Genomic DNA, 23,220 nt, shown 5'->3' with positions numbered 1-23,220 from the left:
TCTCCCTTTTCATACAAATTACCAGTTAATCACTGATTCAGCGGCCAAACCGTTTGACCATCAATAGTTATCGGTGTTTGAGCAAATTCGTTCAGACAGTAGCCTGTATTACTACTTGCAAAGTAAGTGAGCGGCATCGGCGGTAGATTCAGCGCCACAACCTGCTGTTTCGCTTTTTCTGTGAACGAGAAGCCCCACATATCTAAATAGCTCGTCATGTCTCGCTGAGAGATGTAGCTCAGAGCAATAAGCAACCAGTCGTTGTTTGAGATGCTATTTGCTTCTTCCCGAGAGTAGTTGGCGAAACCAATGCTCAATCGTCTCTCATCCCAAAGCGCATCGTCCGATTTTAAGCGGTTAAACTCACGTTCAATCAGGTGCAAGCGCGCCAATAAATGCCAACCATTTTTAAGCACACCTTCATGCTGCGCCGCCATCATCATTTGAATGTAAACACGAGCGCCCCAACTCCAACTGGTTTGATTTTGCGCAGCCATGTATGCGTTTGGATCCGCTTGAGTTCGGCTAACTTGCAATAATTCAAACTGGCCTTTGAAATCCAAGCTTTGGCAAGTTGAAACTTTCCCCGTATTCTGGAAGAAACGAGACTTACTGTAATACGAGTAGTAATTGGTCGTTGAATGCCCTTCCCAGCCTGCAAATCGGAATCGACCTTTTTCCAAGCCATGACCAAGCTCATGTAAATCACCGTGACCGAGTGGGCTGAATGACCAGTAAGCATCGTATGGGTTACCAGAACAGCCGTAACCACACGTCGCTTGGTCAGCGTTCATATGCTTCACCATATCAATATTGGCGATTTCCCAACCTTGATTTTTGGCATACTGGATAATTTCCGGAACCTCATCGATCCCCGGCCCTTGGAAACCAGCCAAGACATGTGGGTAGTTATGAACATACTCTTCTGTCGCTAGCGCCATTTCAGCTGGTGTCGACCACATCTCATCGTTGACCGACTCCAACATTTTGTCGCGCTTTGAGTGTACTTCAAACCCAGGAGTGATCAGCTCAGCCCAATCGAACAAATTCGCTTCAAGCTCCTGAATAAACGCATCGTTATCCTTTTCACTTCTCCATACAGGGTGTTGCGCTACATGGCTAAATGTTAGAGCTACTGGCACATCATTATTGTTAAAGTGAACCTGGATAGGCCCGCCATAAGGTGAAGTCAGCGTGATGGTTTCACCCGGCTTCACCTCATAGGCGAAAGAAGTCAGCATTTTTGGTCGCGTGTATCCATCTTTGCTGAACTCATGAGTTGCGCCACTTCTTAAACTGTTGATGACAATTTTAGTCGTCACTTCATTACTGTCATTGCGCGTGACCGTAAAGGTCTCCCCAGGAAGCGCATACACACCAGCAGAGCGGAAATTACGCTTTGATTCCATATTAATAGTTGCGCTGATTCTCTTTACTTCAGGGCTAAACTCACTACGGCTGAAGTTCCCCATATTTGGTTGTTTTGGGTTTACGCTTCGGCTGTTGTATTGCACGTAATCGGCAAAGTACGACTTTAGGAATTCGGTCGTTTGGGTTGACTGTTTGTCCATTGGGAAGACAACCGTTTGACGATAATGATCAGCCAGCAATACCATGAGTTTTTCGTATTGGTAGCCGTCTTGATTAAACAAATCTACTTTTTGTTCATCAAGCTTTTTCAACCGATGGCGAATACTGTTTGCCCCTGCATAAAATTGACTTTCCATATTCGCAGTGTCAGGACAAGATTTGTCCTCACACTGTGACAAGTCAACATTGAAGTTTTGAGATTCAAAACGAGACAACAGCGCTTGTTGCGTAGCAACAGAGTCTGGCACGAAGTTCATGAGTGATGAAGGCGCCCAATCAACCAAGCCTAACTTACGCCAATAGTTATCTCCCACATAATCAACATGGAATTTTTCCAAAATGTCTCGGCCAAGTTCAGTTAGTCCTCCATCCCAATGCAGGTATAGAACAGGAATTTGGGCTTGCTCAGCGTATGCCAGAGCATCGAGTACTTGTTGGTTGGTGTCGCCAGATTGCAGATGCTGTGACAAGATCAATAAGTTTGGAGTATTGGTTTGCAAGCAGCTAAGTAGCTTCGAACCATCGCATAGGTTGGCCTCGTTAAACGCCAACTCTTGTGAAACATTGTCTTTCAGCCAATTCCGAGTCGCTTGCTCATCCGGAAAGTAATAAGACTGGTCCATTTGCGCGATGACGACGTTTGAAGTAACTCCGCCCGACAACCAAGTGACCAGATTACTTAACCATTTCGTCATCGCTGCGTTGGAAGAGTCGGGAAAACGTTGTGCCGTTCTAAATGGGTTACTACCTAATAGTGCGTAACGTTGACCATTAGACTTTTCCCCGGCAACGCCAATTGACAGAGCTTGATCTTTGTAACCGCTTGCCATGGCCTTATTGGTCATCAAGATGGTGTCGTTGAAGCCATACTGAGGTGCCAAGATCGCGGCATCATGGGTTGGATCCCAATAAAGACCTGAAAGGTTTTTCGCAATTGCAGATTTGATCGTATTCGACTGCATCTTGTGAGCTTCTACAACCTGACGACTTTTACGAATGAATTCGCTCGGGTCAGAAACGAGCAGTGCATTACCAGTTTCAAGAGCTTGTTGAACTGGAGCTGGCGTTGGTTTTACTTGAGCATTAGGTTGTGATTCTCCCTCTCCCCCACCACATCCTGTGGCTAAGGCGGCAATGCCCAACGATAGAATTGTTTTTTTCATTTTTACTTACTAAACAATGAGTTTACCGAATGTTAATGTAAGTTGATGAATAATAAGAAAGAGTCTTTTACATCGACTGAAAAAATAGGAATGAAGATAACAAAATTATCAAAAGCAATAGCACCCACTCCGATGCTATTGCCTCTATTGATAATTAGCTTAAAGGACGCAGATAAGCTAAGAAACGCTTCTCTGCCACTTTGAAACACCACAAGATCATAAACGTCAGTGCCATGTAGAACAGCCCCGCCGTCAGGAAAGACTCAAATGGTGCATAGTAGCGCGAGTTAACTAGACGCGCAGCACCAGTTAAATCCATGATGGTAACGATGCCCGCGACTGCACTTCCGTGCAGCATAAATATGACCTCGTTGGAATAAGCTGGTAATGCTCGACGCAATGCACTCGGCAAGATAATACGTCTGTATGTCATAAACTTACTCATGCCATAGGCTTTCGCAGCTTCCACCTCACCTTTCGGCAAACCATTAATCGCACCACGAATAATTTCTGCGGTGTAAGCCGATGTATTCAGAATAAAAGCGACCAAAGCACAGAACCAAGCGTTCTCCCACAAGGTATCTTTCACAGGGAAAAACTGATCCATGCCGTAGTAAATCAAATACAGCTGAACCAATAGCGGCGTTCCACGGAAAAAGTAAATGAATCCCCAAGAAGGTAAGCTTAGAGCGTAATTGGTACTATTGCGTGCCACGGCTAATGGGATAGAGACAAACAAGCCAATAACCAACGCTAATCCCACTAACCAAACTGTTGTCCAAAGTCCCTGAAGATAAGTTGGAAAGCTTTCAATAATCAAAGAAAAGTCCATAACTTACCTCGCATGAATACTGAACTTACGCTCAACAAGCTTGAGTAGCCCGGTCGAAACGCTGGTAAAAAATAGAAAGATGAGCGCGACAGCCATGTAAAAGGTGAACGGCATTTTGGTCGTACCTGCTGCCAATGAGCTCATTCTCACCATGTCATCCAGACCAATAATGGAAACTAACGCTGTGGTCTTAAGTAACACTAACCAGTTATTACCAAATCCAGGTAATGCATGACGAATCATCTGAGGCAGTAAGATTCTTCTAAACGATAAAGCAGAACTCATCCCATAAGCTTTCGCCGCTTCTAGCTCACCTTTGTCCACCGCCATGATCGCTCCACGAAAAGTCTCCGCCATGTAGGCACCAAAGATAAAACCAATCGTGAGTACACCAGCAATAAATGGGCTGACATCAATATAATCAGGTAAGTAAGACGTCCATTCATGGTTTGGATCACTCGAGGCAAACCACTCGTTGAGCGTTTCGTTGATGGAGTAAAGGCTGTTATTTAAAAGTATTTGTCCACCAAAGAAAATTAGCATCATCAGAACCAAATCTGGAATGCCGCGAATGACGGTAGTGTAAAGAGTGGCAATCGCCCTTGCCCATTTGTAAGGTGCTAACTTAGCTAATGCGCCAAGCATTCCTAAGACCATGGCGAGAATGAGTGAAAGCACTGCAACTTCTATTGTTACTAAAGCTCCTTTCAAAATCGAAGCTTCGTATCCTTGTAAATCTAGCATAGGTGAGTTCCTAATCCCTAAACTCAAAAAATCGACCGTTGACTACTTCTAGGAACAAGCCAACGGTCGCTTAATTACGGTTTATTCACCGTACACATCGTAGTTAAAGTATTTACCAGCAATTTCTTGGTAAACACCTTTCTCACGTAGTGAAATAATTGCTGCGTCGAGTTTCTTCGTCAGATCTTTGTCTTGTTTACGAACAGCGATACCCATACCTTCGCCAAACCATTTTGGATCGGTTAACGATGGTCCAACAAACTCATAAGCTTCGCCACCTGCTTTGTTGATCACACCCTCTTCTAGAGCAGACGCATCACCTAAAACGGCAGCAATTCGACCATTTTCTAGATCAAGATACGCTTCATCAAAAGAGCCATAACGCACAATTTCAACATCATCGCCGTAGTTGTCAGTTAAGTACTTGTCATGTGTCGTCGCACGTTGCACGCCAATTTTGACATCTTTAAGATTATCAAAATCTAGACCCGCACCTTTCTTAGCGATAAATTTATTTGGGATTTGTGCGTACTTGCCAGTGAAATCGACTTTTTTCTTGCGCTCTTCAGTGATAGACATTGCTGCGATGATGGCATCGTACTTACGTGCAAGCAGAGAAGGAATAATACCATCCCAATCTTGAGCGACGATTTTGCACTTCACTTGCATCTCTTCACAGAGTGCATTTGCCATGTCTACGTCAAAGCCTTTTATTGAGCCATCAGTTTCTGTCCAGCTAAACGGAGGGTAAGCGCCTTCGATACCAAAGCGAACTGTTTTCCATTCTTTCGCTTGGGCAACACCTGATACTGCCGTTGCAGCAATCGTTGCTGCTAATAACCACTTTTTCATTTCCATACTCCTGTGATTGCTATTTTATTTCGTTTTGTTTGTTGTGTTGGCTTAGGAGGCAATAGTCTGCCGCCTAACAAATATTAGTAAATGGATGAGATAAACTGCTGTAATCGTTCTGAATCCGGGTTTGTAAATAGCTTAGCTGGATTTCCCTGTTCTTCCACTAAGCCTTGATGTAAAAACATCACATGGTTTGATACGTCACGCGCAAACGCCATTTCGTGCGTGACCACCAGCATAGTTCGCCCTTCATCTGCCAAATCTCTCATTACCCCCAGAACTTCTCCTACAAGTTCTGGGTCAAGCGCAGAAGTTGGCTCGTCAAACAACATCACCTCTGGGTCAACTGCTAGCGCACGGGCAATAGCTGCACGTTGCTGCTGGCCGCCAGATAAGTGCCCAGGGTAATAATCTTTACGCTCATACAAGCCTACTTTCTTAAGCAATACTTCTGCATTTTCAATCGCTTGAGCTTTTGGCACGCCTAAGACATGAACAGGCGCCTCAATCACGTTTTCTAGTACGGTTAGGTGAGACCAGAGGTTGAAACCTTGGAAAACCATTGCCAGGCGTGAGCGAATACGTTGGACTTGCTTTTCATTAGCAGGAACGGATTCACCTGCTCTGCTGTTCTTCATTTGGATTAATTCACCATTTACCCAAATTTCGCCCGCGGTAGGCGTTTCTAGCAAGTTGATACATCTGAGAAAGGTACTCTTACCTGAGCCGGAAGAGCCAATAATGGAGATAACATCTCCTTTGTGCGCGGCAAGTGAAATGCCTTTTAAAACTTCATTTTGTCCAAATGTTTTGTGCAGGTCTTTTATATCTAGCGCTGGTACATCATTCATGCGCCCTACTCCCTGTGTTTTTGTCACTGCAATTAAGGGACTCCGCCCTCTCTAATTCGGAACAAATTAGCACCGCCCTTTGAAACTTGCAACAAATTATTAACCTAAATAATTCGAATAGAAAGATACGATAGACAAATTAATATGCAATATATAGCAACATATTCTTCAAAAGTTGAATATTAAATATAAAAAAGCCCCTTTCAAAGGGGCTTAATAAATTTACAAAAGTGTTAATTGAAACCTATTCGAGGTCGCAATGAATTAATTAAAACGACTGACTACCAACGAGTTTGAAGTACGTAATGTCACTTCATTTTCTAAGCCTTCTTTTTCAGAAGTAATGATGCCATCTAGGTCTTCATCTAGTTCAGGCTCTGACGCTTCACCATTGGAGAAGAAGCTCATGAAAACTTTAGAATCAATATTACTATCTTCATTCACTACCAAAGCAGTGCGATTAAAATCGTCCGAAGCTGAAACTTTCAAACCGTTAACGGCCGATGTTGGGAAGTTGTAGTAATGCAATTCTGGAACAACAACAGAATCACTGTCACTTGTTGTGAAAATGCGATGTGTGACTCTGTAGTCGCCTGAAGTTGCAAAGTAAGCGACACGAGTAAAGCCTTCAGTAGACGATGTTAAGCCCATGTCCAGATCAATCACGGACTCTGCACTTCCTTGCGTTGATACACTTGGTTTTGTGTTCGGCAGGTTATCAATATTTAAGTAAGCACTCGGATCAACGTCAATATCCCATCCGTCAGAGATCGTTTCGTTAAGTAGAGACTCCCAACCATTAACTTGATTCTCTGAGAACGCCATGTATACCCAAGTTTCTTTATTCGTTGCACTAGGGCGATTATATTCAACGGCCGTTTTATCCAGCTTCAACGCGTCATATGCAAAGCCGTTAGTAACAAAGCCAATGTTGAGCGAGTCGTAAGTATAGTCAGAAGACGAATAAATGTTTGACGTATTATCCGCTCTAACTAAGGCTATCTCACCAGTTCCCCACGAACCAATACCATACTGGTAAAGCGCTTTGTCGCTTGAACCTGATTCATACTGAAACAATGCCGTTGGTTCACCTTTAAGCCCCATCAGTTCATCAGTAGGCAACATATCAGGGTTCGGAGACGTGAAAATATCGGTTTGCGAGACAAAGTTGTAATCTCCGCCACCTGATTCAGCGTTTCGGTAATCTAAGTTAGTAAACTTATTGCTTGCTAAGTTACCGCCAGTAAAGCATTTGTTCAAAGAGTCTCGGTTTAGTGCAAAAGTAGCATTACGTAGTTTCTTATCTTGCAAGAACTCTTTTGAAAACGTGTTTACGCGAGCTTCTTTGCCGTTAAATTCTATTGCTTGAAACGTTACAAAGCCGTCGTCAGGGATATCTTCAAGATAAAACTTAAAGTTATCAGTGGTAGGTTTGATAATGTCTCCGGATCTTTTGCCATCGGCATCAGAGTAGTAACCGATAACATAGTTGGTCACTTGCTCTTTTGACGCTGCACTATAGGTTAAAACCGTTTTATCGCCGTTCAGCTCAGTTTTGTGGTCATATACAGTACAACCTTTCGTAGTTGCTTCACTTTCAGTCATTGTTGCTGGTATAGCAAAATCAAAAGTAAACGCAGTTTTCGGCGCTGCACCACCGCCACCGCCGCCACCGCCGCCGCAACCGACCATTAACCCTGAGATAATTGCCACTAGTGGCAGTACTTTAAGCTGTTTCATGTCTTTTTCCTAAACTGAGCGGCAATGATTAGCCAAAAAATTGTCTTTGCTCTGTCCAAAGCAAGAATAAAGCCAGCTTTATATAATCATCGTGAATATTGACATTTAATCTGCATCTCGTGCAAAAGGACAAAAAGTTCTAATTTTATGCAACTTGTGTAATGAAATTACACAAGATCTCCGCATCTCATTCGCATGCCAGAAACTTTCTGTAGTTTTATTTCACAACCATTCTTAAAGTGATCTAAATCAATCACCCTAAATGGCTATCTTGCTAGACTCCTGCCAAAAGATGAGGCTTTTTTTGTGCCTCAACACAATAAGTTATTAGCTATGCTTAGGCACAGTGTCGACGTGTAACAAATCTAACAATAGCTAGCATAAGCGTGCCGCAGGATGCGGACCAACACAATTGAATGAAGAATTCATAACTTTTAAATATATGAGGAATCTATGTCAGACGCAGTTAACAAAACGCACTCTGATTCAGATATCGAGACCAAGAGCTACCGTGAGCTTCATCGTCCAGCATCTGAGTTCGCAAGCCGTTCAGACTACCTAGACCACGAACTACAAATCATGAAGCCACGTCGTTTTGGCTTGAACTTGCCAGGTCGTGACTTCCGCTTTGAGCTTGAAGACCTTGTTCCAGCGCTTGCTGGTACTATCGGTATTATCGCAATGTACTCTGCGGTAATGATGTCTTGGGCTGAAGGTCTTACTGCAGCATGGGACCACGTAAACTTAGGCAAGGACTTTGCTATCGAAGTTGCGCGTGTAGAAATGCTCATCCCTGCACTTCTTTTCTGTGTGCTTGCCTCTGGTTTTATTAACCCTAAAGCCAACCTAGCAGGCAACCACGGCCCAATGATCCCTCTTATTGGTACCATCGCTCTTGCTGGTGCTCACCCTCTTGCATTAGCAATTCTCATTGGTGTGTTTGGTTTGATTTTGAGCCTCTTAAAAGGTGGGTCAAAACTGGTTAACCTCACCTCTGAAGGTACGGCTGGTGGCCTTCTTATTTTCTTAGGTTTAACCGGAACCATGAGCCAAATTAACTCTATTCAAGCTTGGGCTGTTGGTTTGCAATCCGATACGGTTGCCGCTGGTAGCATGGGTTACATCGGTCTAATTGTTCTTGCGGTTACCATTGGCTTATACGCGTTCCTTGCTAAAGTGAACAAACGCTGGCTAGCGATCCCTGTTTGTGCCTTCACTGGGCTTGCAATCGCACTTGCTCTTGGCGCAGGCTTCGATATTAAATTCGTAACCGAGACAGGCCTTCCAAACCTAAATCCAATCTACTGGTGGGGTTCAACAGAAGAAGGTTGGATGCTTGGTCTTCCTAATATGGAACACTTCATCGCTTCACTACCATTCGCCATTCTTGCGGTAGCAATGTGGTCACCTGACTTCTTGGGTCACCGTATCTTCCAAGAGATGAACTACCCACGTAAGAGTGAGAAAGTGCTGATGGACGTTGATGACACAATGACAATGTGTTCCGTTCGCCAAATGGTCGGTACTGCAGTGGGTGGTGGTAACATCACATCATCTTGGGGGACTTACATGATCCCTGCTGCAATCGCGAAACGCCCTATTCCTGCTGGTGCCATCTTACTAGGCTCTCTATGTATTATTGTTGCAATCCTTGGTTTTCCTATGGACGTTGCAGTATGGCCTCCAGTTATGCGCGTTGCTCTTCTCGTTGGTGTATCTCTACCACTGCTTGAAGCTGGCATGCAGATGGTGAAGGACTCAAAAGACTCACAAGCAGCAGGTATCTGTATCTTTGGTTCTGCCGTTGTTAACCCAGTTCTAGCTTGGGCACTAACTATGCTTTTAGATAACAACGGTTTAATTGGAGATAAAGAGCGCGCGTCTCGCCTATCATTTGTAGACAAGATTGTGATCCCAGTAAGCGTACTCGTTATCTGTTTAGTTGCTATGCTTGCAGTTGGTATGCTTGAAGGCCAGTATGGCATCCAAGCTTGGCTATAAGCTAGCAGTCCAGAAATTTGTGGGTAGCGCTCGTCGCTACCCCATTTTTATCGAGATTTTTGAGGATTTATTGATTTAGTTTAAGGTTTGCAAAAAAATTTTAGTTTAACCTCTAACTGTTGCTTAAAAAGAGAAACGTTAAAACTAGTGACAATATTTATAGTTTTGTAAATCGAATACGTAAATTTAAGACTATAAATATTGTTATTCATAAGAGTGTACTGTTCCCCTCTTTTATCTGGGGATAGCTGGCTCAACGGCGAAGCAGTACGTATTTTTTTCTACTAAAAAGGTAGGTATGTCATGGCAGAGCAATTTGCTAAAGCTTGGGAAGGTTTTGCTGCAGGCGACTGGCAAAACGAAGTAAACGTTCGTGATTTCATTCAGAAGAACTACACTCCGTACGAAGGCGACGAATCTTTCCTAGTTTCTGAAGGTACTGAAGCGACTAACAAGCTTTGGGCTAAGGTAATGGAAGGCATCAAACAAGAGAACGCGACTCACGCTCCTGTTGATTTTGATACTTCAGTTATCTCTACCATCACTGCTCACGATGCAGGCTACATCGAAAAAGACCTAGAAACTATCGTAGGTCTTCAAACTGACGCTCCTCTAAAACGTGCGATCATCCCTAACGGTGGTATCCGCATGGTTGAAGGTTCATGCAAAGCCTACGACCGCGAGCTAGACCCACAAGTTAAAAAAATCTATACAGAATACCGTAAAACTCACAACCAAGGCGTTTTCGATATCTACACTCCTCAAATCATGGCGTGTCGTAAATCTGGCGTACTGACTGGTCTTCCAGATGCATACGGTCGTGGTCGTATCATCGGTGACTACCGTCGTGTTGCTCTATACGGTATTGACTTCCTAATGAAGGATAAATTCGCGCAGTTCTCTTCTCTACAAGAGCGTTTTGAGAACGGCGAAGACCTACAAATGACAATGCAGCTTCGTGAAGAGATCGCAGAGCAACACCGTGCTCTAGGTCAAATCAAAGAAATGGCTGCAAAATACGGTTGTGATATTTCTCGTCCTGCTGAAACTGCGCAAGAAGCTATTCAGTGGACTTACTTCGGTTACCTAGCTGCTGTTAAATCTCAAAACGGTGCGGCTATGTCTCTAGGTCGTACTTCTACATTCCTAGACATCTTCATCGAACGTGATATCGCGGCTGGTAAGCTAACTGAAGAACAAGCTCAGGAAATGATCGACCACTTCGTAATGAAACTACGTATGGTTCGTTTCCTACGTACTCCTGAGTACGATGATCTATTCTCTGGCGACCCTATCTGGGCAACTGAGTCTATGGGTGGTATGGGTCTTGACGGTCGTACGCTAGTTACTCGTACAAACTTCCGTTTCCTAAACTCACTATACACTATGGGTCCTTCTCCAGAGCCAAACATCACTGTTCTTTGGTCTGAGCAACTACCTGAAGGCTTCAAGAAGTTCTGTGCGAAAGTATCTATCGATACTTCTTCTATTCAGTACGAAAATGACGACTTAATGCGTCCAGACATGAACTCCGACGACTACGCGATCGCATGTTGTGTATCTCCAATGGTTGTTGGTAAGCAAATGCAGTTCTTCGGTGCTCGTGCGAACCTTGCGAAAACAATGCTTTACACCATCAACGGTGGTGTGGATGAGAAGCTAAAAATCCAAGTTGGCCCGCAAATGCCTAAGATCGAAGGCGATGTTCTTAACTACGATGAACTGTGGGAGAAAATGGACCACTTCATGGATTGGCTAGCGAAACAATATGTGACTGCACTAAACGCTATCCACTTCATGCACGATAAGTACAGCTACGAAGCGGCGCTAATGGCTCTACACGACCGTGACGTTAAGCGTACTATGGCTTGTGGTATTGCTGGTCTATCTGTTGCAGCTGACTCACTATCTGCAATTAAATACGCAAAAGTTAAGCCAATTCGTGACGAAGACGGTCTAGCAATCGACTTCGAAATCGAAGGCGATTACCCTAAATTCGGTAACAACGACCCACGCGTTGATGACATTGCATGTGAACTTGTTTCTGTATTTATGGGCAAAATCCGTAAGCTTAAGACTTACCGTGATGCAATCCCTACTCAGTCAATTCTTACTATCACTTCAAACGTGGTTTACGGTAAGAAAACTGGTAACACGCCTGACGGTCGTCGTGCTGGTGCTCCATTTGCTCCAGGTGCAAACCCAATGCACGGTCGTGACGAGAAAGGTGCTGTAGCATCACTAACTTCAGTTGCTAAACTGCCGTTTGCTGACGCACAAGATGGTATCTCTTACACATTCTCTATCGTACCTAACGCACTAGGTAAAGATGAGGGTTCACAACGCGCTAACCTTGCTGGTCTTATGGATGGTTACTTCCACCACGAAGCGGGTATCGAAGGTGGTCAACACCTAAACGTGAACGTTCTTAACCGTGAAACTCTAGAAGACGCAGTTAAGCACCCAGAGAAATACCCTCAGCTAACAATCCGTGTATCTGGTTACGCTGTTCGCTTCAACTCTCTAACTGCAGAGCAACAAGCTGACGTAATCGCGCGTACATTCACTGAGTCTCTATAAGACTATAGCGAAATAACGTTCTAGTAATACAACAAAGGCTGATGCTAAGTAGCATCAGCCTTTTTTTATTTCTTGAATGAAAGTTGTGATATCGCGAAAGACTTTTGCCCGCATTCTTACGTATGATGCGAAAAAAGTTAGCAAATAAAGTCTATGAGATTTAGTAAATTAATTATTCTTACCCTTCTTTCTCCAGTTGCAATAGCATCCACTAAGTCTACGGTTTCTTTTACCATCGACAACGATGGTATTTTTGGCGTCGATCAAGACTATACGAATGGTGTTTTCCTTTCTTACGCGACAGACCAACTGACACAAGAAAGCCAATGGAAATGGCTGAGTCTAGCTAACTCAGAGCACGCCAATATCGATAAAATAGAGTTGGTTCTTGGCCACAAGATGTGGACTCCAAGCGACATTGAAGCCGATTATCCACTAATCAATGATCGCCCATATGCCGGTTACCTACACACCGAAATCAACTACCTTTCCCTAACGAGTGACAAAGCTGTACGGTACAATTTCACCATAGGAACTACGGGTGAAAGTTCGCTATCAGAAAAGGCGCAAGAAATCGTTCACGGCATAACAGGATCGACGGACCCTCAAGGTTGGGATTACCAGATTGAAGATAAAGTGGCGTTCAGCCTTGGTTACCGCGTATTTAACAAATTGATGCGCAGCGAAGAACAAAAAACACAATGGGAGATCACCAACATTAACGACATCAATGCGGGTAACTTCCGTAGTGATGTCTCTCAAGGCGTCATGTTTCGTTGGGGTACAAACCTAGCGAATAGCATCGGAGCCGCCAATATCAGTGTCGAAAGCCCTTTCTCAGCAAGTATGATCGCTCAGAACACGTCGAGTTGGTTCTTGTTCACCGGGTTTGAAGGTCGTTACCGCTTTAATGACATGACTATCGAAGGAGATCGTCCTTGCATTCCTGAACCGTCAGCGCCATACGACGTCACACTGCAAAATTGGCAAGCAAGTGCCGTCGCGGGGGTATCTTGGTACAACCAAAATTATGGTGCAAGCATCACCTTTACAATTAAAACACCGGATTATGAAGAAGCCCAAACCGATGTTTATGGGACAGGCTCGTTCTCCGTGTTCGCCTTTTTCTAAAAACTGGATTATCCCAGCATCGAAGTCAATCTAGATACACGGCAAGTTCTCGGGGTAGGTATTAACCACCTCGTGTTCAAGCGTTTATGTAGATTGGCTCCATCTATTTTCTTTCTTCAAATAACCTTGCCTTTAGTACCGACAAAGCTGTTTTAACCCTGCTTTTTGTAATAAAATAACAGCTAGAATTTACTAGTAATGAGAGCAAAAGATGTCAACAGCTGGTCGTATTCACTCATTTGAGTCATGTGGTACCGTAGACGGACCTGGTATTCGATTTATCGTCTTCTTGCAAGGTTGTTTAATGCGCTGTAAGTATTGCCATAACCGCGATACTTGGGACACGCATGATGGCAAAGAAGTCACGGTTGAAGAAATCATTTCCGAAGCGAAAAGTTACCGCCACTTCATGAATGCATCAGGTGGTGGCGTTACTTGTTCTGGCGGCGAAGCGATGCTTCAACCGGAATTCGTACGTGATTTTTTCCGCGCAGCTAAAGCCGAAGGCATTCATACATGTCTAGATACTAACGGTTATGTTCGTAAGCACACTGATGTTATCGATGAAGTACTGGATGCAACAGACTTAGTCATGCTTGACATCAAACACATGAAAGACGAAGTGCACCAAGATCTCATCGGTGTATCCAACCGACGCACATTGGACTTTGCTCGTTACTTGCAAAAAATCGGAAAGAAAACATGGATTCGCTATGTCGTCGTGCCTGGTTACACAGATGACCCAGAAGCAGCACACATGCTTGGTGAATTTATTAAAGACATGGATAACATCGAAAAGGTCGAGTTACTTCCTTACCACAAATTAGGGGCTCATAAGTGGGAAGCGTTAGGCTTAGAATACCCACTCGAAGGCGTAAACCCGCCACCGAAAGAAACCATGGATGAAATTCAATCCATTCTTGCTCAATACAACGATAACGTAAAATACTAAGTGAACCGCAAGACTAACCTCTTTAAAATACCAGCTTATTGCTGGTATTTTTTTGATTATATCTAAGCCTTATCAGTGAGTTTCTCTGCGGTCATTTAGGTATAAAAAGAACGATAGAAATGATTGCGTCATGTTCGCATAGGAAGGAAGTAACATGGATTTGTTTAACTTAGGCTCTCTTGTTGTCTCAATTTGGATAGTAGTAGTCTACTGCCTACCAGATTGGAAAAAAGTCGTTTGGCCCAAACTGGAAAAAGAAAAAGGATTTCAGCACCTCGTTTTTGCAACGCTCTTCTTTTTCAGTATTTTATGGACAGCTCAAGCAGGTGTAAAAGAAGGATTACAGATTCATTTTCTTGCACTAACAACGCTGACGATGATGTATGGTTGGCGCATGGCATTTCTACTCAGCATTCCCGCTATGTTGGTCAACCACCTACTACATGATGTGTCCTTGCTACTCTTACCCACGTCGTTAGTTCTATCAGCCCTAATTCCGATTTTCATTAGTTACTTAGTGTTTCTTCTGAGTTACCACTACTTGCCACGAAACATTTTTGTTTTCATCTTCGTTGCTGGATTTTTCAATGGCGCGATAACAGGAAGTCTGCACCTCATCATTAACTCTTTTTATCACCTATCAGTTGGTCACTACGATTGGGAAACCATTCAACATAACTACTTTGTTTTTGTGCCGTTGCTCGCCTTTCCAGAAGGTCTATTAAATGGTATGGCACTGGCGGTTTTAACCGTATTCAAGCCAGAGTGGCTGAGAGTATTTTCAGACCGAGACTACATATACAATCATTACCATAAATAAGTGTTTTCAAACTGGTCAAAAGTGACAGTTCTTGCCATTTTTTAGTATTAAATATGTGTTGAGATCATGTTTCACTCATGTCTTAAGCGTTAACCTAAGCACATTAAAAATGTATTAGATATCTAGTGAGGTCACCATGGAAATGTCAAACGCTCAACGTTTGATTCTATCAAACCAATACAACCTTATGTCTCAACTTGATCCAAGTAATGCGGCCAAATACAAACGCTTACAAACGATCGTTGAACGTGGTTATGAACTACAAATGCGAGAGTTGAACAAAGATTTCGGCTGCCTCTCAGAAGCAGAGTGTCGTGAGATCATCGACGTTATGGAGATGTATCATGCGATGCAAGAGTCTTACAACATGCTAGACGATGAAGATCGTAGCAACGTGGATCAACGTCGCTTGAAGTTCTTGGGATTTGATATCGCTTCAGAAGCGCAACAAGTACATTACGTACGTTTTCTCATCGATTCTGAAGGTTTGTACCCTCAGTTTGACAAGGCAGATCATCACTTTAACAGCCAAATGCCGATGCTAGATAAATACCGCCGTATGCTGCAAACTTGGCGTAACTGCCCTCGTCAGTATCATTTATGTGAAAACGAACTAGCGCAAATCTTCAGCGCATAAAATGGTCGTCTAAGAATGAGGAGAGCGCCCGCTCTCCTTGTTATTTACCCTGTCACAAACTTATCTAAGACTTTGCTCTCTTCCTACCTCTTTCACTTACCTTGCTCAATGTAGAACAACGAATCACTGAGACTCTTCTGTCTTTGCCAAATATTTGATTTCTATTGCACCTATTCACGACATAAATTCGTCCTTAATAAAAGAGTGATTCAAATGTCACTTTTACAATAAATTCATAATTGTTAAGCAAAATTGCAAATCCCCGACTAGGCTTAAGTAGAGAAAGGCTGTGATTGAAAAATTCATATCCACCGCTCACCGTTGTAACGAAAAAACCGTCCATAAAGCAAAGTCTTTGGTGTCGCCAATCTTACATTCTGTACGAACCAAATGTGATAACAGGACGTATATTCAAACAACAACGAGCATAACTGTTGGTGGAAAGCCTGAATCAACGTTCGTCGGTAGACTGACTATTAAAGGGGAAAGCGACATGAGTATTTTCGACCACTATCAATCAAGATATGAAGCTGCAAAAGATGAAGAGATGTCGTTACAGGAGTTTTTAGCCCTGTGTAAAGATGACAAAAGCGCTTATGCTAATGCAGCAGAACGCCTACTGATGGCGATTGGTGAACCAGAGATAATCGATACGGCAAAGGATCCGAGACTAAGCCGAATCTTCTCGAATCGTGTTATCTCTCGTTATGAAACCTTTAAAGACTTTTATGGCATGGAAGATGCCATAGAACAAATTGTGTCTTACCTAAAACATGCGGCGCAAGGCCTAGAAGAGCGTAAGCAGATTCTTTACCTACTCGGCCCTGTAGGTGGCGGTAAGTCTTCGCTTGCAGAAAAGCTTAAGGCTCTGATGGAACAGATGCCTATTTATGTTCTTACTGCTAACGGCGAACGCAGCCCAGTGAATGACCATCCATTCTGCCTATTCAAAGCCACAGAAGATGGCGATATTTTGAAAAAAGAATACGGCATCGAGCACCGTTATCTTCGCTCGATAATGTCTCCTTGGGCCGCTAAACGTCTTCACGAGTTTGGTGGTGATATCACCAAATTTAAAGTAGTGAAAGTACGCCCTTCTATCCTTGACCAAATCGGTATTGCCAAAACTGAACCAGGCGATGAAAACAACCAAGATATCTCATCATTGGTTGGTAAAGTCGATATTCGTAAGCTTGAACACTATTCGCAAGACGATCCAGACGCTTACAGCTACTCCGGTGCGCTGTGTAAAGCAAACCAAGGTTTAATGGAATTCGTTGAGATGTTCAAAGCACCAATCAAAGTGCTTCACCCGCTGTTAACAGCAACGCAAGAAGGCAACTTCAACGGTACAGAAGGCCTTTCTGCGATTCCATTCGACGGTATGATTCTGGCTCACTCAAACGAATCTGAGTGGCAGACCTTCCGTAACAACAAGAACAATGAAGCGTTCTTGGACCGTGTTTATATTGTGAAGGTACCTTACTGTCTACGTGTTTCAGAAGAAGTCAAAATCTACCAAAAACTTCTTGAAAACAGTGAGTTGTCTCAAGCCCCTTGTTCACCAAGCACGCTCGAGACTCTGGCACAATTCAGTATTCTTTCTCGGCTTAAAGAGCCCGAGAACTCGTCCATCTTCTCTAAGATGCGCGTATACGACGGTGAAACGCTGAAAGATACGGATCCAAAGGCAAAAAGCTATCAAGAGTATCGTGATTATGCTGGTGTCGATGAAGGTATGAACGGTCTCTCAACACGTTTTGCCTTTAAGATTTTGTCACGCGTATTTAACTTCGACCAAACCGAAGTGGCAGCCAACCCTGTACATCTATTCTATGTGATTGAACAACAGGTTGAGCGCGAACAGTTCCCTGCTGAAACAGCAGAGAAATATCTCGAGTTCTTGAAAGGCTACCTAGTGCCTCGATACGTTGAATTTATCGGTAAAGAGATTCAGACCGCTTATCTTGAGTCTTACTCTGAATACGGCCAAAACATCTTCGATCGATATGTCACCTATGCAGACTTCTGGATTCAAGACCAAGAGTACCGAGATCCAGAAACTGGTCAGCTATTTGATCGCTCTTCACTGAATGCTGAGCTAGAGAAGATCGAAAAAACAGCTGGTATTTCTAACCCGAAAGATTTCCGAAACGAAATCGTTAACTTTGTGCTTCGTGCGAAAGCGAATAACAATGGTCAAAACCCGGTTTGGACCAGCTACGAAAAACTGCGCACAGTAATCGAGAAGAAAATGTTCTCCAATACCGAAGAGCTACTTCCGGTTATCTCATTTAATGCGAAAACCTCTTCTGAAGATCAGAAGAAGCACGACGACTTTGTCGCTCGCATGATGGAAAAAGGCTATACCGAGAAACAGGTTCGCCTACTTTCTGAGTGGTACCTACGAGTACGTAAGTCATCCTAACCCAGTATTGAGTTAGGTCGCTTGTGAAACATGAAGAGGGCTATTTCATGGCGCAATTTATAGACCGAAGGCTCAATGGCAAGAACAAGAGCGCTGTTAATCGACAGCGCTTCTTGAAGCGCCACAAAGAGCAAATAAAAGAGTCGGTAGCAGACGCAGTGAATCGACGCTCGATTACGAATACGGAAACGGGCGAAGACGTCTCTATCCCTCACAAAGACATCAATGAGCCTATATTTCATCAAGGCAAAGGTGGTGTTCGCGAACGAGTTCATCCCGGTAACGACCAATTCATTACTGGTGATAAGATTGAGCGTCCCAAAGGTGGCGGTCAAGGTAGCGGCTCTGGAGAAGGGAACGCCAGTCCAGATGGAGAAGGCCAAGACGAATTTGTATTCCAAATATCAAAAGATGAGTACCTCGATATTTTGTTCGAAGATCTCGAGCTGCCTAATCTAGAAAAAAACCAAATTGCCAAAATCACAGAATGGAAAACGCACCGTGCAGGCTTTCAAACTGCCGGTATCCCTTCCAATATCGCCGTAGTACGTTCTCTGCAACAATCTCTTGCGCGCCGTACTGCAATGACTGCTGGTAAGAAACGACTTCTTAAAGAGTTAGAAGACGAACTTGCTCGCATCAAAAATATTGAACCTGCTCAGCAGTTTGAAGAGAACCGCTTGAAGGCTGAAATTGAAGAACTGCGCAAGAAAATCGAAAGCGTGCCGTTCATCGATACCTTCGACTTACGCTTCAAGAACTATGAGAAACGCCCGGTACCATCAAGCCAAGCGGTCATGTTCTGTCTAATGGACGTATCCGGTTCGATGGACCAGGCAACGAAAGACATCGCAAAACGCTTCTATGTTCTTTTGTACTTGTTCTTAACTCGTACCTACGAGAATGTCGAAGTCGTCTTTATCCGCCACCATACCCAAGCGAAGGAAGTGGACGAGCACGAATTTTTCTATTCACAAGAAACCGGGGGTACCATTGTATCTAGCGCGCTCAAGTTAATGGATGAAATAGTAAAAGAGCGATACCCGATTGGTCAGTGGAACATATATGCAGCTCAAGCATCCGACGGTGACAACTGGGCAGATGATTCGCCAAGATGCCGGGATCTGTTAGTGAACAAATTACTTCCAAACTGTCAGTACTACTCTTACATAGAGATCACGCGGCGCTCGCACCAAACTCTATGGCATGAGTACGAAAAACTCACTGAAGAGTTTCCTAATTTCGCAATGAAAAACATTCGCTCTGTGGAGGATATTTTCCCAGTCTTTCGTGAACTATTCCAAAAAGAAACGGCGTAAGGAGGCTAGCGATGAATACCGCAACGAGAAACCTCTCAGGAGAGGCGCCTAAGAAGCGTAACAGTAAAGTGTTGCCAGATGGACCAGATTGGACATTTGAGCTGTTAGAGCGATACCACAAAGAAATTAAGCGTGTCGCGGAGCATTATCGCCTAGACACTTACCCTAACCAAATAGAAGTGATTACTTCAGAACAGATGATGGATGCCTATTCAAGCATCGGCATGCCAATCAATTACAACCACTGGTCATTTGGTAAAAAATTCATTCAAACAGAGCAGAACTATAAACATGGTCAAATGGGGCTAGCCTACGAGATTGTGATTAACTCCGACCCTTGTATTGCTTATTTGATGGAAGAAAATACGGTAACAATGCAAGCACTCGTGATAGCACACGCGTGTTACGGCCATAACTCTTTTTTCAAAGGTAATTACCTATTCCAAACGTGGACTGACGCCAGTTCTATTATCGACTATCTGCTGTTCGCCAAAAAGTACTTAGCCGAATGTGAAGAACGATATGGCGTAAAAGAAGTGGAAAAGCTGCTCGACTCTTGTCACGCGTTAATGAACTTTGGTGTAGACCGCTACAAGCGTCCAGAGAAAATCTCAATTACAGAGGAAAAAGCAAGACAAGAAGAACGCGAAGCATACCTACAATCTCAAGTTAATGAGCTTTGGCGCACGGTACCAACAGCCAAGACGAAAGAGGAAGACATTAAAGAGCGATTCCCAAGCGAGCCTCAGGAAAACTTGCTCTACTTCTTCGAAAAACATGCGCCGTTGCTAGAGCCATGGCAACGTGAAGTTGTTCGGATCGTCCGTAAGATCAGTCAGTATTTTTATCCGCAAAAACAAACGCAAGTCATGAATGAAGGCTGGGCAACGTTCTGGCACTACACCATACTCAACCATCTTTATGATGAGGGCTTGGTGTCTGAAAAGTTCATTCTAGAGTTCTTACATAGCCACACCAGTGTCGTGGCTCAGCCGCCTTATAACAGTCCTTACTTTAATGGCATTAACCCCTACGCGTTAGGCTTTGCCATGTTCCGAGATATTAAGCGTATCTGCGAAGAACCAACTGATGAGGACAAGGAGTGGTTTCCAGATTTAGCAGGAACCGACTGGTTAGATGCAGTGCATTTCGCGATGCATAATTTCAAAGATGAAAGCTTTATTAGCCAATACCTTTCTCCGAAATTAATGCGTGATTTCAAGCTGTTTGCGATCAACGATGATGACCATAAGAACTTTATTGAAGTCGCTGCTATACACGATGAGATGGGTTATAAACGCATTAGAGAAACCTTAGCCGCTCAGTATAACTTATCTAATCTTGAGCCAAACATTCAGGTGTTTAATGTCGATGTCCGTGGTGATCGATCGCTTACGTTGCAGTACGTTCCTCACAACCGCATCCCACTTGATGATAGTTACGAAGAAGTTCTAAAGCACGTGTACCGATTATGGGGCTTTGATGTCATTCTCCAAGAAGTGAAAGACACCGGTCACCGAGAGGTGTTAGCGACCTGCCCTAAACGGAACCAATACGACACTAACATTTAACTAATACCGCGATACGAGTAAAACAAAAAAGGCTCCTAATTCAGGAGCCTTGTTTATTCTTAAATCTATATGAGCATTTGTTACGCTTGCTTTGCAACAATCGCGCGCACGGCTTCTAGGTCTTCGGGCGTATCAACCCCTGCCGCTGGTGCTTCTTTCGCTACCGCCACATGAATTTTTTCACCGTACCAAAGCACTCGCAGTTGCTCAAGACACTCAATCTGCTCTAATGCACTTGGTGCCCAGTTGACATACGTATTAATGAAACCAGCTCGATAAGCATAAATACCAATATGACGCATTAATGGGTTGGCAATGGTTTTGTCTTGTTTAGCAAAGTTATCGCGATCCCAAGGGATGGTTGCTCGACTAAAGTACAACGCATAGCCTTGCTCATCTGCGACAACTTTAACAGCGTTCGGGTTGAACACTTCCTCTTCCGAGTCTATTTCTACAGCTAACGTCGCCATCGGGGCTTCACACCCTGATAAGTTATCAGCAACCTGACGAATGATGGACGGCGGAATCAAAGGCTCATCCCCTTGCACATTAACAATAATGTGGTCTGACGGAATAGCCATCTTTTCAACAACTTCTGCAAGACGCTCCGTACCTGATTCGTGCTGGGGAGAGGTCATACAAACTTTACCACCAAATGACGAAACCGCTTTCGCAACACGCTCGTCATCAGTTGCAACGATGACATCTTCCGCACCCGCTTGTAGCGCTTGTTCATAAACCCACTGAACCATAGGCTTACCACCAATATCCGCTAGCGGTTTACCAGGCAAACGGCTCGATGCGTAGCGCGAAGGGATGACAACCGTAAAAGACATTAGCGTCCCTCATCCATGCTCATAGCGCGAGCTTCAGGCTCTAGCAGAACTGGAATACCCTCTTTGATCGGGTAAGCAAGGCGATCCAATTTGCAGATCAACTCTTGATTATCTTTATCGTACGTCAGCTTACCTTTGCAAACAGGGCAAGCTACAATCTCAAGTAGACGGTGATCCATAAGCCGCTTTAACCTCTTTTATTCTATTTAAAATTTGCTCTGCATCGTTTGACTCAAACTGGGCAGATACAGGCAGATACCACCAATTATCTTGCGCATAATGGCTGCACTTGACGGCATCTTTCTCGGTCATAATCACATTGGTCCCTTGTTGAGCCAATGCTTCTAATTCTTGTTGATCAAAGTCTTGATGGTCAGCAAAACCTTTTGTGACTTTAACATTTGCGTTCATCGAGTTTAGTGTATGAAAAAAACGCGGAGGATGCCCAATGCCCGCAAATGCGACGAGATCTTTCAACTCCGAGACATCCACATGTTGCTTAGTCTTAAGATTAATAGCTTTAGAGGGTGCTAAAGCCATTGCGATTTCGCCCGTATGCGCTTGACCGCCATTGGTGATGATAAAGTCGACTTCTTTAAGTCGCTCAATACCTTCACGTAAAGGACCTAATGGAATCAGGCTTTCATTCCCAAACCGGCGATTCCCATCCACAATCACTAACTCAATATCACGGCCTAACGCATAATGTTGTAATCCATCATCCGTAATTATGATATCCACATCCAAATCTAGCAGTGCTTTCACTGCATTTGAACGCACAGGATCTACCGCAACAGGTGCTCCTGTACGGCGATGAATCAACTTAGGTTCATCGCCACAATGCTTCGCTGGCGTATCTTCTTTTAGCACTAACGGATAGGCAGGAGCCTTTGCCCCATAACCACGAGAAACAACCCCCGGCTTAAAGCCCATTTGCTGTAGTTGCTCAACAAGCCACACAACAACTGGTGTTTTACCATTGCCACCAGCAGTGATATTGCCAACCACAACAACAGGTATAGGCGCATTATAAGCTTGCTTGCGGCCAGTTTGGTATTGCTTTCGCTTTGACTTGCTTATCGCTCCAAATAATAAACTCAGTGGCCACAAAAGCGGCCACAAGAGATATTTTATTGGATGGCTTTCAAACCAGATTTTTTCAATCACCGC

General features: G+C 43.8%; 18 protein-coding genes. 9 read left to right on the top strand and 9 right to left on the bottom strand.

Annotated elements, in window-relative coordinates:
* Nucleotides 1-29: 29 nt before the first annotated feature.
* The 6 genes from H9L11_RS11995 to H9L11_RS11970 form a co-directional block, all read right to left on the bottom strand.
* The gene (locus H9L11_RS11995) at nucleotides 30-2,753 is read right to left on the bottom strand and encodes an ImpA family metalloprotease (RefSeq protein ID WP_205390778.1); all 2,724 of its coding nucleotides are present in this window, start codon (nucleotides 2,751-2,753) and stop codon (nucleotides 30-32) included.
* Nucleotides 2,754-2,907: 154 nt separating this feature from the next.
* The gene (locus H9L11_RS11990; protein ID WP_053349436.1) at nucleotides 2,908-3,585 is read right to left on the bottom strand and encodes an ABC transporter permease; all 678 of its coding nucleotides are present in this window, start codon (nucleotides 3,583-3,585) and stop codon (nucleotides 2,908-2,910) included.
* A 3-nt stretch (nucleotides 3,586-3,588) separates the two neighbouring features.
* Nucleotides 3,589-4,329: an ABC transporter permease gene (locus H9L11_RS11985; RefSeq protein WP_005378436.1), complete on the bottom strand. Its 741-nt coding sequence runs from the start codon at nucleotides 4,327-4,329 to the stop codon at nucleotides 3,589-3,591.
* A gap of 81 nt (nucleotides 4,330-4,410) precedes the next feature.
* Nucleotides 4,411-5,181, bottom strand: coding sequence for an ABC transporter substrate-binding protein (locus H9L11_RS11980; RefSeq protein WP_005378437.1), 771 nt, complete (start codon nucleotides 5,179-5,181; stop codon nucleotides 4,411-4,413).
* A gap of 83 nt (nucleotides 5,182-5,264) precedes the next feature.
* Nucleotides 5,265-6,035, bottom strand: coding sequence for an ABC transporter ATP-binding protein (locus H9L11_RS11975; protein WP_054729268.1), 771 nt, complete (start codon nucleotides 6,033-6,035; stop codon nucleotides 5,265-5,267).
* Between the two features lie 264 nt (nucleotides 6,036-6,299).
* Nucleotides 6,300-7,775: a 54K polar flagellar sheath protein A gene (locus H9L11_RS11970; protein ID WP_205390776.1), complete on the bottom strand. Its 1,476-nt coding sequence runs from the start codon at nucleotides 7,773-7,775 to the stop codon at nucleotides 6,300-6,302.
* A gap of 453 nt (nucleotides 7,776-8,228) precedes the next feature.
* Between H9L11_RS11970 and H9L11_RS11965 the strand changes: the two genes are divergently transcribed.
* The 9 genes from H9L11_RS11965 (at nucleotide 8,229) to H9L11_RS11925 (ending at nucleotide 21,214) form a co-directional block, all read left to right on the top strand.
* Nucleotides 8,229-9,776 (top strand): DUF3360 family protein, encoded by a 1,548-nt coding sequence (locus tag H9L11_RS11965; protein WP_005378441.1) that lies wholly within the window; start codon nucleotides 8,229-8,231, stop codon nucleotides 9,774-9,776.
* Nucleotides 9,777-10,079: 303 nt separating this feature from the next.
* Nucleotides 10,080-12,356, top strand: coding sequence for a formate C-acetyltransferase (gene pflB, locus H9L11_RS11960; RefSeq protein WP_005378442.1), 2,277 nt, complete (start codon nucleotides 10,080-10,082; stop codon nucleotides 12,354-12,356).
* Nucleotides 12,357-12,509: 153 nt separating this feature from the next.
* Nucleotides 12,510-13,487 carry a lipid A deacylase LpxR family protein gene (locus H9L11_RS11955; RefSeq protein ID WP_205390775.1) on the top strand — a complete coding sequence of 326 codons (978 nt, stop codon included), beginning with the start codon at nucleotides 12,510-12,512 and terminating at the stop codon, nucleotides 13,485-13,487.
* Nucleotides 13,488-13,698: 211 nt separating this feature from the next.
* Nucleotides 13,699-14,439: a pyruvate formate lyase 1-activating protein gene (pflA, locus tag H9L11_RS11950; RefSeq protein WP_005378444.1), complete on the top strand. Its 741-nt coding sequence runs from the start codon at nucleotides 13,699-13,701 to the stop codon at nucleotides 14,437-14,439.
* Between the two features lie 154 nt (nucleotides 14,440-14,593).
* Nucleotides 14,594-15,259: an energy-coupling factor ABC transporter permease gene (locus H9L11_RS11945; RefSeq protein WP_005378445.1), complete on the top strand. Its 666-nt coding sequence runs from the start codon at nucleotides 14,594-14,596 to the stop codon at nucleotides 15,257-15,259.
* Between the two features lie 136 nt (nucleotides 15,260-15,395).
* Entirely contained in the window at nucleotides 15,396-15,896 is a 501-nt protein-coding gene (locus H9L11_RS11940) for a YfbU family protein (RefSeq protein ID WP_005378446.1), read from the top strand.
* A 493-nt stretch (nucleotides 15,897-16,389) separates the two neighbouring features.
* Nucleotides 16,390-18,324, top strand: a complete 1,935-nt coding sequence (locus tag H9L11_RS11935; RefSeq protein WP_005378447.1) for a PrkA family serine protein kinase — start codon at nucleotides 16,390-16,392, stop codon at nucleotides 18,322-18,324.
* A gap of 47 nt (nucleotides 18,325-18,371) precedes the next feature.
* Nucleotides 18,372-19,643 carry a YeaH/YhbH family protein gene (locus H9L11_RS11930; protein ID WP_005378448.1) on the top strand — a complete coding sequence of 424 codons (1,272 nt, stop codon included), beginning with the start codon at nucleotides 18,372-18,374 and terminating at the stop codon, nucleotides 19,641-19,643.
* Between the two features lie 11 nt (nucleotides 19,644-19,654).
* Entirely contained in the window at nucleotides 19,655-21,214 is a 1,560-nt protein-coding gene (locus H9L11_RS11925) for a SpoVR family protein (protein ID WP_005378449.1), read from the top strand.
* 80 nt (nucleotides 21,215-21,294) lie between these two features.
* Here the strand turns inward: H9L11_RS11925 and kdsB are convergent, their stop codons facing one another.
* From kdsB to lpxK, 3 genes are read right to left on the bottom strand one after another with little or no spacing between them, the layout of a single operon-like run.
* Nucleotides 21,295-22,050 carry a 3-deoxy-manno-octulosonate cytidylyltransferase gene (gene kdsB / locus H9L11_RS11920; RefSeq protein ID WP_017634738.1) on the bottom strand — a complete coding sequence of 252 codons (756 nt, stop codon included), beginning with the start codon at nucleotides 22,048-22,050 and terminating at the stop codon, nucleotides 21,295-21,297.
* Entirely contained in the window at nucleotides 22,050-22,229 is a 180-nt protein-coding gene (locus H9L11_RS11915) for a Trm112 family protein (RefSeq protein ID WP_009707122.1), read from the bottom strand. The genes kdsB and H9L11_RS11915 overlap by 1 nt, the downstream gene beginning before the upstream one ends.
* Complete coding sequence (lpxK, locus tag H9L11_RS11910; RefSeq protein ID WP_017634739.1) at nucleotides 22,210-23,217, bottom strand: tetraacyldisaccharide 4'-kinase; 1,008 nt, start codon at nucleotides 23,215-23,217, stop codon at nucleotides 22,210-22,212. Before lpxK ends, H9L11_RS11915 begins: the two co-directional genes overlap by 20 nt.
* Nucleotides 23,218-23,220 lie beyond the last annotated feature (3 nt).

This window comes from Vibrio sp. sp1, assembly GCF_016920955.1.
GTDB lineage: Bacteria > Pseudomonadota > Gammaproteobacteria > Enterobacterales > Vibrionaceae > Vibrio > Vibrio alginolyticus.
Note: the sequence above shows the minus strand (reverse complement) of the source record. Positions and strands in the feature narration are given on the sequence as shown.

Coding starts and splice junctions, on each gene's coding strand:
- H9L11_RS11995 (WP_205390778.1), bottom strand. CDS start 2,753: ATGAAAAAAACAATTCTATCGTTGGGCATTGCCGCCTTAGCCACAGGA.
- H9L11_RS11990 (WP_053349436.1), bottom strand. CDS start 3,585: ATGGACTTTTCTTTGATTATTGAAAGCTTTCCAACTTATCTTCAGGGA.
- H9L11_RS11985 (WP_005378436.1), bottom strand. CDS start 4,329: ATGCTAGATTTACAAGGATACGAAGCTTCGATTTTGAAAGGAGCTTTA.
- H9L11_RS11980 (WP_005378437.1), bottom strand. CDS start 5,181: ATGAAAAAGTGGTTATTAGCAGCAACGATTGCTGCAACGGCAGTATCA.
- H9L11_RS11975 (WP_054729268.1), bottom strand. CDS start 6,035: ATGAATGATGTACCAGCGCTAGATATAAAAGACCTGCACAAAACATTT.
- H9L11_RS11970 (WP_205390776.1), bottom strand. CDS start 7,775: ATGAAACAGCTTAAAGTACTGCCACTAGTGGCAATTATCTCAGGGTTA.
- H9L11_RS11965 (WP_005378441.1), top strand. CDS start 8,229: ATGTCAGACGCAGTTAACAAAACGCACTCTGATTCAGATATCGAGACC.
- pflB (WP_005378442.1), top strand. CDS start 10,080: ATGGCAGAGCAATTTGCTAAAGCTTGGGAAGGTTTTGCTGCAGGCGAC.
- H9L11_RS11955 (WP_205390775.1), top strand. CDS start 12,510: ATGAGATTTAGTAAATTAATTATTCTTACCCTTCTTTCTCCAGTTGCA.
- pflA (WP_005378444.1), top strand. CDS start 13,699: ATGTCAACAGCTGGTCGTATTCACTCATTTGAGTCATGTGGTACCGTA.
- H9L11_RS11945 (WP_005378445.1), top strand. CDS start 14,594: ATGGATTTGTTTAACTTAGGCTCTCTTGTTGTCTCAATTTGGATAGTA.
- H9L11_RS11940 (WP_005378446.1), top strand. CDS start 15,396: ATGGAAATGTCAAACGCTCAACGTTTGATTCTATCAAACCAATACAAC.
- H9L11_RS11935 (WP_005378447.1), top strand. CDS start 16,390: ATGAGTATTTTCGACCACTATCAATCAAGATATGAAGCTGCAAAAGAT.
- H9L11_RS11930 (WP_005378448.1), top strand. CDS start 18,372: ATGGCGCAATTTATAGACCGAAGGCTCAATGGCAAGAACAAGAGCGCT.
- H9L11_RS11925 (WP_005378449.1), top strand. CDS start 19,655: ATGAATACCGCAACGAGAAACCTCTCAGGAGAGGCGCCTAAGAAGCGT.
- kdsB (WP_017634738.1), bottom strand. CDS start 22,050: ATGTCTTTTACGGTTGTCATCCCTTCGCGCTACGCATCGAGCCGTTTG.
- H9L11_RS11915 (WP_009707122.1), bottom strand. CDS start 22,229: ATGGATCACCGTCTACTTGAGATTGTAGCTTGCCCTGTTTGCAAAGGT.